Genomic DNA, 10,409 nt, shown 5'->3' with positions numbered 1-10,409 from the left:
GCCCGCGCACGACGCCGGAAAGCCAAACCACCTGATGACCATCCACCTCGACTCCCAGGCCGACCTCGACGACGCCATCACCACGCTGGTGAAACAGGACCCGCGGCTGAACCCCGTGCTTCAGGTCGCCGGAATGCCCGCGCTGCGCCGACGCGAACCGGGCTTTGCCGGGCTGGCCGCGATCGTCTGCGGCCAGCAGCTCTCGACCGCCTCGGCGGCGGCGATCTGGGGCCGAGTGTCGGCGGCATTCGATCCGTTCGAGCACGACGCGATCAAGCGGGCACGGTCCGACAGGCTCGCCCGGCTCGGTCTGTCGACTGCGAAAATCAAGACGCTGAAGGCGCTCGCCAAGGAGCTCGCCGCCGAACGGCTCAACCTCGATGTGCTGGCCGAAGAAGACGCCGACGCCGCCCACGCCACGCTGACGGCGCTGCACGGCATCGGGCCGTGGACCGCCGACATCTATCTGTTGTTCTGCCTCGGCCATGGCGACGCCTGGCCGGCCGGCGATCTCGCCGTGCAGGAGGCGATGCGGATCGGCCTCGGCCTGAAAGCACGCCCGACCGTGAAACAGATGGCGCCGCTCGCCGAACCCTGGCGCCCGCTGCGCGGCGCCGCGGCACATCTGTGGTGGGCCTATTACCACGCGGTGAAGCGGCGCGAGGGCGTGATCGGCGACGACAAGGCGGCGAAAGTCGCGACGAAGAAAGCCCCGGCAAAGACGACTCGCACTCGGAAGTCGCCGTCACGCTGAAGGCTTCCGTTCAAGATCACGAGTCATGCTCGTGATGATGGTCGTGATCCTCTGCGGGCGGCTCGGCCGGGATCGTCACCAACCTTCCGTAGCGGACGCCGCGTTCGGCGAAGATGTGGTCGGCGAAGTGCTGCAGCTCGGTGGCGTTGCCGTCGAGGATCGTCACTTCCAGACACTGATCGTGGTCGAGATGAACGTGCATCGTGGCGCGCGACAGATCGTGGTGATGGTGGAAGCTCTGCGTCAGCTTGCGCGGCAAGTCGCGCTTGGAGTGATCATACGTATAGACCATCGCGCCGACGCAGTGACCGCTGGTGGTCTCTGCCGCGGTCTGCTGGATCCCGATCCGAGCCAGATCGCGGATCGCCTCGGAGCGGTTCTGGTAGCCGCGCGCCGCGATGATCGCGTCGAGCTTCTCCATCAGGTCGTCGTCGAGCGTGATGGTGACGCGGTGCATCGATAGCCCCCTTGGTGGTTACCCGATTGTCAGTATGAAGTTTTATTGACTTCGTCATACTGGCCGGGCAGGCTGCGATCGTTGGCGCTCTGCCGGGACCGCCTGCGATAACAGATTTGGGGTGGACGCGTCTTGCAGCGATGCAGGACACGAGGGGGTGTGCGTGACGAGGGTCCGGCAAGGAGTGATGCACGGCTGTGCGGCCGGTTGCATCGTGTTGAGTTTTGCTGTGGTGAGCGGGACGACGCGGGCCGAGCAGGCGCTGCCGCAGGTCACGATCGATGCCCCGGCCGAGGCGAAGCCGAAGCCGAAGCCGCCGCGGCGCCACGCACGGGAAGTCTCCCCCCACCAGGGACACGCGATCCCGGCATCGACACCGGACCCGTCCTCGTCTGCAACAGCGCCGAGCCCGAGCCGTGCCTCCGCTCCGATCATCGCGCCGCAGAATCAGGCCGCGAGCAGTCGCATCATCACCGGGGCCGAGATCAACGCGCTGCCGTTCATGCGGCCCGGCGAGGCGCTGGAAGCTGCGCCCGGACTGGTGGTCACCCAGCATTCCGGCGAAGGCAAAGCCAACCAATATTTCCTGCGCGGCTTCAATCTCGACCACGGCACCGATCTCGCCATCACGGTCGACGGCATGCCGGTGAACATGCCGACCCACGGTCACGGCCAGGGCTATGCCGACATCAATTTTCTGATCCCCGAGCTGATCGGCAGCATGACGGTGCGCAAAGGGCCGTATTTCGCCGACGTCGGCGATTTCGGCTCGGCCGGCGCGCTCGGCATCGAGTACTTGCGGGCGATGCCCAAGAATCTCGCCCAGGTCACGGTCGGCAGCTTCGGCTATCGCCGGCTGCTCGGCGCCGGCTCGACCCGCGTCGGCGACGGCACCTGGCTCGCCGCGTTCGAAGCCAACACCTATAACGGCCCGTGGGACGTGCCGGACGATGTCCGCAAGCTGAACGGCGTGCTGCGCTACAGCCAGGGCACCGCGACCGACGGCTTCTCGCTCACCGGCATGGCCTATTCCAACCGCTGGACCTCGACCGACCAGGTGGCGCAGCGCGCGATCGACCAGGGTCTGATCGGCCGCTACGGCTCGCTCGATCCGACCGATGGCGGCATTTCCAGTCGTTACAGCCTGTCCGGCCGGTTCGCGCAATCGAGCGACATCGGCCAGACCGACATCAATGCCTATGTGATCCGCTCGTCGCTGCAGCTCTACAACAACTTCACCTACTTCCTCGACGATCCGGTGAACGGCGACCAGTTCAACCAATACGACCGCCGCACCGTGCTCGGACTGAACGGCACACAGCGGTTCGACTATCGGTTCGCCGGCATGCCGGTCGAGACACGAATTGGGCTGCAGAGCCGCGCCGACAGTATCGATCTCGGGCTCAACAAGACGCTGCGACGCGACCGGCTGTCGACGGTGCGGGCCGACGATGTCTCCGAGCAGTCGCTCGGACTGTGGACCGACACCACGGTGCGTTGGAGCGATTGGCTGCGCACCACCGCCGGCCTGCGGCAGGACTACTTCACCGGGCGCGTGATCAGCGATAATCCGGCGAACTCCGGCAACGCCTCGGCATCGATGACCAGCCCGAAGGTCGGCATCGTGCTCGGCCCATGGGCCAGCACCGAGTTCTACGGCAATGCCGGCACAGGGCTGCACAGCAACGATATCCGCGGCGCCACCATCACGGTCGATCCCAACTCGGGCGCTCCGGTCAGTCGCGTCCCGTTGCTGGTGCGCTCGAAGGGCGCCGAACTCGGCATCCGCAACAAATCGATCCCGGGGCTGACGACCTCGCTCGCGGTGTTCGTGCTCGATTTCGACTCCGAGCTGCTGTTCGTCGGCGATGCTGGCACCACCGAGCCGAGCCGGCCGAGCCGCCGCGTCGGCGTCGAGTGGACCAGTCAGTACCGTCCGCTGTCCTGGCTCGGCGTCGATCTCGACGTTGCTTACACCCGCGCCCGATTCACCGACTTCGATCCCGCCGGTGACTTCATCCCCGGCGCACCGGCCTGGGTGGCGAGCGCCGGCATCACGCTCGGCGAGCAGCGCGGATGGTTCGGCGCACTGAAGGGCCGCTACTTCGGCCCGCGCCCGCTGATCGAGGACGACAGCATGCATTCGCTGTCGTCACTGATCTTCAACGCCCGCGCCGGTTATCGCTTCGACAATGGCGTGCGGGTGCAGCTCGACGTACTGAACCTGTTCAACGCCAAGACCAACCAAATCGAATATTATTACTTGTCGCGACTGCCGGGCGAGCCGCTCGGCGGCACCAACGACCGCCACGTCCATCCGGTGGAACCGCTGGCGGTCCGGCTGACGCTGGCTGGCACATTCTGATCGAGAACCGCGCGGTGAGCGAGCCACACGAGCAAGTCGTGGGGACAAACGACGTGCGACAAATGACTCGGTCCTGAAACGACAAACGCGCGCCGGCGTGTGAACGCCGACGCGCGCCTCGTAACTCGCTGGTTCCCAGGCGCTGCGGGGCGCCTCGGCCGAGCGGCTCACTGCTTGCGCATCGTCCACGGTGAGCGGGTCTCGTGCCCGCCGCAACGATACTCAGTCAGCCAACCTCAGCGGGCGTCCCCAGCGAGGTGACAGCGTTTCGAGTGAGACACTGGATCACCTCCTTCCGTTGTTTCAGAGTGAAGAGAGGATACGAACGATTCTTGAGTTTGTGAAGAGGCGATGACGCAAGCTCGGAGACGGAACAGGTTTTCGCTCCGCTCGTTGGTTTCGCTTGATAGGGAGGCCAGCATGAACCCAGAGACCAACGAAACCCACAAGTTGATCGGCAGCGACAAGGTGCAGGGAACCTCGGTGTACGGGGCCGACGGCGAGAAGATCGGCTCGATCGAGCGGGTGATGATCGAGAAGGTCAGCGGGCGGGTATCCTACGCGGTGCTGTCGTTCGGCGGTTTCCTCGGTATCGGCGACGACCACTATCCGCTGCCCTGGCCAGCGCTGAAATACAACGTCGAGCTCGGCGGCTATCAGGTGATGGTCACCGTCGACCAGCTCGAACGCGCGCCGAAATACGGTCCCGGCTCCGAATGGGACTGGCGCGGCGCCAGCAAGGTCGATGATTACTACGGCGTCGCGCTGACGTAAGCCCACGGCGACGACACCCGGCGGCCGAGAGCCGACACATAGGCAACGTTCTAAACGACGTCCTCCGGCGCGCGGCCGACGATGATGCCCTCGTTGCCGCGCAGGTCGAGCGTGGCGCCGATGCGTTCGCCGGCGCGGTCGAGCATGGTCGACAGCAGCACCTCGCCGTCGAGCCCGATCGCGTCGGACGCCGCCGAGATCGGATCCGGTCCGAGATTGAGCGCCACCAATACCGACCGCCCCTGATGATGCCGGCGATACAGCAACAGATCACCTTCCGCGGCGAGCGGCTGGTAAGCGCCAAGCGCGAGCTGGGGCAGCGCGCGCCGCAGTCGCAGCAGAGCGCGACAGAGGTTTAGGATCGACTGCGCGTCAGCGCGCAGATTAGCGACGTTGTCCTGGGCGGCGTTCGGGGCCAGCGGCAGCCACGGTCGGACATCCGAGAAGCCGGCGTTGTCCGACGCGTCCCATTGCATCGGGGCGCGGCAGCCGTCACGTCCGACGCCGATGCCCGGCACGTTCTTCTCGAACGGGTCCTGCACGTCCTCGGGCGCGATCTCGACCTGCTCCATGCCGAGTTCGTCGCCGTAATACATCGTCGGGGTGCCGCGCAGCGTCAGCAGCAGCATCGCGGCGACGCGCGCCTGTGCCGGCCCGACCCGGCTCGCCACCCGCGGCCGATCGTGATTGCCGAGCACCCAGTTCGGCCATGCGCCGGACGGCAGCGCTTGCTCGTAGCGATCGATCAGCGTGGCAATCTCGCGGGCTCGCCACGGCGTCGACAACAGCGCGAAATTGAAAGGAAGCTGCGCGCCCTTCAATTCGGCCCCGTAATAGGCGACCAGGCGTTCGATCGGCAGATAGATCTCGCCGATCAAGAGACGATGATCGAACTCCTCCACGACGCTGCGCAGTTCGGCCACCACCTCGAGCGTCTCCGGCCGATCGGCGGAGTAGATCGGGATCAGCGCGGCGTGTGGCGGCATGCCGGGCTGGAAATCCGGATTGGGCGGATTGTCGCGAAACTGATCGTCCTTAATCAGATGCCAGATCACGTCGACCCGGAAGCCGTCGACGCCCTTGCGCAGCCAGAACCGCATCGCATCGTAAATCGCGGCCCGCACCTCCGGATTGCGCCAGTTGAGATCGGGCTGCTGCTTCAGGAATGCGTGATAGTAGTATTGGCCAGTGGCGTCGTCGTATTCCCAGCCGCTGCCACCAAATTCGGACAGCCAATTGGTCGGAGGCCCGCCGTCCGGTGCCGGATCGCGCCAGATGTACCAGTTGCGCTTTGGGTTGTGCCGCGACGACCGGCTTTCGATGAACCAGGGATGCTGTTCGGACGAGTGGTTCGGCACCAGATCGAGAACGACCTTGAGACCGCGGGCATGCGCGGTGAGCACCAGCGCGTCGAAATCGTCCATCGCGCCGAAGATCGGATCGATGCCGACATAGTCGGCGACGTCGTAGCCGAAATCCGCCATCGGTGACGGAAAGATCGGCGACAGCCAGATCGCGTCGACGCCGAGATCGGACAGATAGCCGAGCCGATCGATGATCCCGCGCAGATCACCGATGCCGTCGCTGTTGCTGTCCTGAAACGAGCGCGGATAGATTTGGTACAGCACACCCGCCGCCCACCACGGCGCGCTCGCAACGGTTTCCATTCACGTCTCTCCCATGTCGGTCTCAGACGCGACAGGGCACGGCTTTGTTCCGGGCGCTGCCGAATCGGAGCCGCTGTCGTGGCACGACGATGCGTCAGCGACGTGAACGCCGCGCGCGTCACCGACGGCTCTACACCGACACAAGCGCTAGCTCGCCGCTGAGTGCGGGATGTCTCCTGTCGGCCCAGCAACACACCGGGTTACCGATCAACGCATTCGTGAATTGAACAGCCGGCTCAGGACGAATGAACTGTCTTGATCGCAAGTGATTGTTTACTGCACACGCGCACGTTCTGCTGCGGCGCGATGCCGCCGGTAGCCTGATGCTTGGGAGACTTGCCGCGCCGCAAAATTCTGCCAAGCTGGGAACCGAGAAGATTGCCGAGAATTGTCGGTCAAAGACTGAAATTCGAACTAATACTTGGCTATAGAGGAAGGTAAGAATGACGCAGATCATCAAATTGTACCAGGACGCGGCTAAGGCGCAGGCGGCCGTCGCGGAGCTGAAGGCCGCTTCGTTCAGCAATGCCGAGATCGTCTCGAGCGACAAGAACGGTACTGTGGTCACGGTCGACCCGCCGTTCGGCAAGGGCGGTCAGGCCGACGCGATCCTCAATCGCCATGGCGCGACCCGCGATGTCTCCAGTCATCACGGCAGCAGCGCCTCGCTGGTGGATTCGTCTGCCCGCCTGACCGGCGCGCCGCGGCTGACCGAGTCGCGCACCACGCTGGGGGCGATCTTCCCCGAGCTGACCGGCCCGAACTTCTTCCTGTCGTCGATGTTCGGCCCGCTGCTGTCGGCTTCGCAGAAGCCCTGGTCGTCGCTGGCGTCCAGCCAGAAGCCGTGGTCGTCCCTCACCAAGAGCCAGGACGCCTGGTCGTCGCTGGCGAGCAATCAGAAGGCTTCGGCTCAGCTCATCAACAGCCCGGCGCCGTTCTCGTCGATGCTCGGCCTGCCGGTCCTCGCCGGCCACTGAGCCACGCATATCGTCACCACGACCACACAAAATCGAGAGCGCCGGATTGAACGGCGCTCTCTTTTTTTTTGCGCCGCCGCAAGCACGGCAGTGCGCTGAAACGACTTGCGCGTGCGGCAGGCTTCCGGAATCAATCGATTAGTTCTGGAGGCTGTGATGCAGTTTGAATTGTTCTGCGCGGATACTTCTGCCCGATTGCAAGCGACCAACGACCGCCACTCGACCGCGCTTGCGCCGCCGAGCAGAGCCGACCGACCCGTGCCCTAGTCCGAACGCGGGTGCATCCGATGCTGGAGCTCGGGCTGATCGGCGTCATCGGATTGGCGCTGCTGTATTGCGCAGTTCTGTGGTGGGTGAACCGTCACCGGGACGTGCTGTATGGCGACTTCGTCAACCCTTCGGAAGGCACCGCGACGGTCGCCATGATCGATATCACGCAGCGACCGCCTTCGCGGCCGGCCGGCCTTGGGCCGGCTCTCACTGCCCAGTGGACAGGTGCTGTGGCCGCGCGGCCCGCACCCGCGGTCCAATTGCCTCCACCAGCGGGATCACACCCACAGAGCAATGAGTCCGTACACCCGTCAGCGCCACTCGATCCAGGTCCGGCCCGTCCGTCCGACACCGTCTCTGCCGCACCCACGCACCAAGACGTGCTGGCGTCGCTCCTGGAGACGATCAAGCGCGACCTGAGCGGCGCCGTTAGCAAGTCCTAGCCGACGGGCCGGACTGCACGGCACTCAGTCGTGGTGCCGCGCGATCATGCCGGCCTTGGCGTGCTGATGCGCGTCCTGATGACCACTCGCGATTACTACGCCGAACAGAATCAGCACCGTCGACACCGCGGCCGCAGCCAACAGCAGGATGTCGAAAGTCATCATGGTGCTCGTCATCGCCGTATCCCCCTGCAATGAGGCAGTGACCGAGCTTCGCGCCGATCTGGGGTGGCGGCGTTGACGCCGATCAACCAGCGCACACGCCAGATGCGGGCTGCCGTGCGCGGCGCGCAGAGCAAGCGGCCCAAACGGCAGCGGCCGCGCCATAGCGTACAGACCGACCCTGGCTCGGCGCGTCAGTCTGACGAGCCGATGATCGGCAAGCAGATGCAGGTGATCGAAGGAGCGTGAGGGCGGTTGGAGCGGGCGAAGGGAATCGAACCCTCGTATGCAGCTTGGGAAGCTGCCGTTCTACCATTGAACTACGCCCGCGCCGGGCACCGCGCTGACGCGGCGACACGCTCTGATCTAGCCGAGACGGAGCGCGCCGCCAAGGGGCGATCATCGGAAGCCCATAATGCACGACGCCGCAGCCACGGTCCCGCACTGCAAGATCGCCCAGCTTGGACGATTAACGATTTGTTCACTTTCCAGATGCCGTCCGGCCTTTCGCTGGTATAGTTCTCCGCATGGCGGGGGCTGCCTACACCATCTTCGACACCATGATGGGCCGATGCGGGATCGCATGGGACAGCGATGGCGTGCTCGTGGTGCAGCTTGCCGAAAGCCGCGAGATCGACACCCGCCGCAGGCTGCTGCGGCTGTGCCCGGACGCCCGGGAAAACAGGCCCGCAGCATGGATCCAGCCGGTCATCGACGGCGTCGCCGCGGTTTTGTCGGGCGAACCGTGGGATTTCTCCGACGTCGTCCTCGATCTCGGCGGCATCCCGGCCTTCGACTGCCGGGTCTATCAGGCGGCCCGTGCAATTCCGCGCGGCGAGACGGTCACCTTTGCCGACATCGCCAAGCAGCTTCGCGCGTCGGGCGCGGTGCATGCCGTGGGCCAGGCGATCCGGCGCAATCCGTTCGCCCTGATCGTGCCATGCCACCGCGTTCTGGCCGCCGCCGGCGACACCAGCGGCGATTGCGCCAATGGCGGCGTCATCACCCGGCGTCGCCTGCTGTCGCTCGAAGGCGCCTTGGCGAGCAGCGGCCCGACCCTGTTCGACGTCCTGCTGCCATTCGCCCCGCGGCAAGCCGACCGTTAGACGATGAGCGGTGCGACGGGCGGCTTGGGGCCCCATCGCGTCACCAGCACGCTCAGCGCCGAGGACACGCCCAGCAGCACCATCGAGCCAGCGGCGAGCAGGTAGAAATTTTCGGCGCTGCCGTGATGCTCGATGAGCAGCCAGCCGCCGATGCAGACGAACAGCAGCCGCCCGGTCTGCGCCAGAACCGGACCGAGCACCCGGGCAGCGCCCTGGGCCGAAAAATACATCGAGATCGCCAGCCCGATGAACGCATACATCGGGCCGGCCGCGCGCAGATATTGCTCGCCGGCGAGCCGCACCGCCGCATCGTCGGTGAACAGGTCGATCCAAAGATGCGGGAAGATCGCGATGCCGGTGCCGACCACGCCGACGAACAGGAACGACACCAGACCTGCCGTCCAGGCGATCTGCCGCGCCCGCTGCACCCGGCCGGCCCCGATCGCCATGCCGATCATCGGCACCGAGGCGATCCCGACCGCAAACGCGATCGAGGTCAGCATGAATTCGAGCCGTCCGCCGATGCCGTAGCCGGCCAGCACCGCGGTGCCGAACTGCGCCAGCATGTGGGTGAAGATCGTGATGGTCAGCACTGACTGCAGCGGCGAGAAGCACGACACGGCGCCCACTTTGAGAATGTCGAAGAACATTCCGCGCTCAATCCGCAATCCCGCCAGCCGCGGCTTCACGCCGGCACGTCCGGAGAAGATCACCCAGGCCATCACCGAGGCGCCGATCGTGAACGCCGCCAGCGTACCGGCGGCGACGCCGGGCATGCCGAACCGCGGAATCGGGCCGAAGCCAAGGCCAAGCACGCCGCCGAGCACGATCTGCAGCATCGCCGAACTGAGGATCATCGCCGACGGCAGCTTCATATTGCCGGTGCCGCGCAGGATCGCCGCGAAGGTGTTCATCAGCCACGGCACCACCGCGCCGGCGAAGAAGATGTGGACGTAGCCGGCCGCCTGGCTCAGCACCGCACCGCGGCCGCCGAGCAGCTCCAGCGCCCGCTCCCCGAAAGTCAGCATTCCCACCGTGAACACCAGGCCGAAGCACAGCCCGATCAGGAGCGCGTGCATCGCCAGCGCCGCGGCGCGGTCGTCGTTGCCCGAACCGAGCGCCCGCGCGATCGCCGACGCGACGCCGCCGCCCATCGCGCCGCCGGACATCGTCATGGTCAGGATCACGAACGGAAACACCAGCGCCATCGCGGCCAGCGCCTCTGTGCCGAGCCGGCCGATATAGGAGGTTTCGGCCACCGCCACACAGGTGCCGGCGGTCAGCGCCACCACGTTCGGCCACGACAGCCGCAACAATGTCCGCAGGATGCCGTCGTCGAGCAGCGGATTCTTCGGCGGCGGTGGCGTGGGGGCTGGCGGAGCCGGCGCGGGCTGCGCGACCGGTGGCAACTCCGCCACGGCGATATCGGACATG

At 65.8% G+C, this 10,409-nt stretch carries 11 protein-coding genes and 1 tRNA gene; 7 read left to right on the top strand and 5 right to left on the bottom strand.

Features of this window, described 5'->3' with window-relative positions:
* Positions 1-34 precede the first annotated feature (34 nt).
* A complete protein-coding gene (locus tag M9H71_RS11625; RefSeq protein WP_455405180.1) occupies positions 35-754 on the top strand; it encodes a DNA-3-methyladenine glycosylase family protein in 720 nt (239 codons plus the stop codon).
* 16 nt (positions 755-770) lie between these two features.
* Here the strand turns inward: M9H71_RS11625 and nikR are convergent, their stop codons facing one another.
* On the bottom strand, positions 771-1,211 hold the full coding sequence (gene nikR / locus M9H71_RS11620) for a nickel-responsive transcriptional regulator NikR (RefSeq protein WP_455405175.1): 441 nt from the start codon (positions 1,209-1,211) through the stop codon (positions 771-773).
* Positions 1,212-1,398: 187 nt separating this feature from the next.
* On the opposite strand from nikR, the gene M9H71_RS11615 reads away from it, so the two are divergent.
* Together M9H71_RS11615 and M9H71_RS11610 are read left to right on the top strand one after the other, a co-directional pair.
* Positions 1,399-3,576, top strand: a complete 2,178-nt coding sequence (locus M9H71_RS11615) for a TonB-dependent receptor (RefSeq protein ID WP_455405174.1) — start codon at positions 1,399-1,401, stop codon at positions 3,574-3,576.
* A 420-nt stretch (positions 3,577-3,996) separates the two neighbouring features.
* A complete protein-coding gene (locus M9H71_RS11610; RefSeq protein WP_455405173.1) occupies positions 3,997-4,350 on the top strand; it encodes a PRC-barrel domain-containing protein in 354 nt (117 codons plus the stop codon).
* Between the two features lie 50 nt (positions 4,351-4,400).
* Here M9H71_RS11610 and M9H71_RS11605 read toward each other — a convergent pair whose 3' ends face one another.
* Positions 4,401-6,017: an alpha-amylase family glycosyl hydrolase gene (locus M9H71_RS11605; protein ID WP_455405172.1), complete on the bottom strand. Its 1,617-nt coding sequence runs from the start codon at positions 6,015-6,017 to the stop codon at positions 4,401-4,403.
* Positions 6,018-6,460: 443 nt separating this feature from the next.
* Here M9H71_RS11605 and M9H71_RS11600 point away from each other — a divergent pair, with 443 nt between their 5' ends.
* Both M9H71_RS11600 and M9H71_RS11595 read left to right on the top strand, forming a co-directional pair.
* Positions 6,461-6,994, top strand: a complete 534-nt coding sequence (locus M9H71_RS11600) for a hypothetical protein (RefSeq protein WP_455405171.1) — start codon at positions 6,461-6,463, stop codon at positions 6,992-6,994.
* A 287-nt stretch (positions 6,995-7,281) separates the two neighbouring features.
* Positions 7,282-7,707 carry a hypothetical protein gene (locus M9H71_RS11595; protein ID WP_455405170.1) on the top strand — a complete coding sequence of 142 codons (426 nt, stop codon included), beginning with the start codon at positions 7,282-7,284 and terminating at the stop codon, positions 7,705-7,707.
* 24 nt (positions 7,708-7,731) lie between these two features.
* Here M9H71_RS11595 and M9H71_RS11590 read toward each other — a convergent pair whose 3' ends face one another.
* Positions 7,732-7,884 carry a hypothetical protein gene (locus M9H71_RS11590; RefSeq protein WP_455405169.1) on the bottom strand — a complete coding sequence of 51 codons (153 nt, stop codon included), beginning with the start codon at positions 7,882-7,884 and terminating at the stop codon, positions 7,732-7,734.
* A 60-nt stretch (positions 7,885-7,944) separates the two neighbouring features.
* Here M9H71_RS11590 and M9H71_RS11585 point away from each other — a divergent pair, with 60 nt between their 5' ends.
* A complete protein-coding gene (locus tag M9H71_RS11585) occupies positions 7,945-8,118 on the top strand; it encodes a hypothetical protein (protein WP_455405168.1) in 174 nt (57 codons plus the stop codon).
* Between the two features lie 7 nt (positions 8,119-8,125).
* On the opposite strand, the gene M9H71_RS11580 is transcribed toward M9H71_RS11585, so the two are convergent.
* Positions 8,126-8,199, bottom strand: a tRNA-Gly gene (locus M9H71_RS11580).
* 197 nt (positions 8,200-8,396) lie between these two features.
* Here M9H71_RS11580 and M9H71_RS11575 point away from each other — a divergent pair.
* Entirely contained in the window at positions 8,397-8,975 is a 579-nt protein-coding gene (locus M9H71_RS11575; RefSeq protein WP_455405167.1) for a methylated-DNA--[protein]-cysteine S-methyltransferase, read from the top strand.
* Here M9H71_RS11575 and M9H71_RS11570 read toward each other — a convergent pair.
* Complete coding sequence (locus tag M9H71_RS11570; protein WP_455405166.1) at positions 8,972-10,408, bottom strand: MATE family efflux transporter; 1,437 nt, start codon at positions 10,406-10,408, stop codon at positions 8,972-8,974. The genes M9H71_RS11575 and M9H71_RS11570 overlap by 4 nt on opposite strands.
* Between the last annotated feature and the right edge of the window lies 1 nt (position 10,409).

It is taken from the genome of Rhodopseudomonas parapalustris (assembly GCF_053772255.1).
Note: the sequence above shows the minus strand (reverse complement) of the source record. Positions and strands in the feature narration are given on the sequence as shown.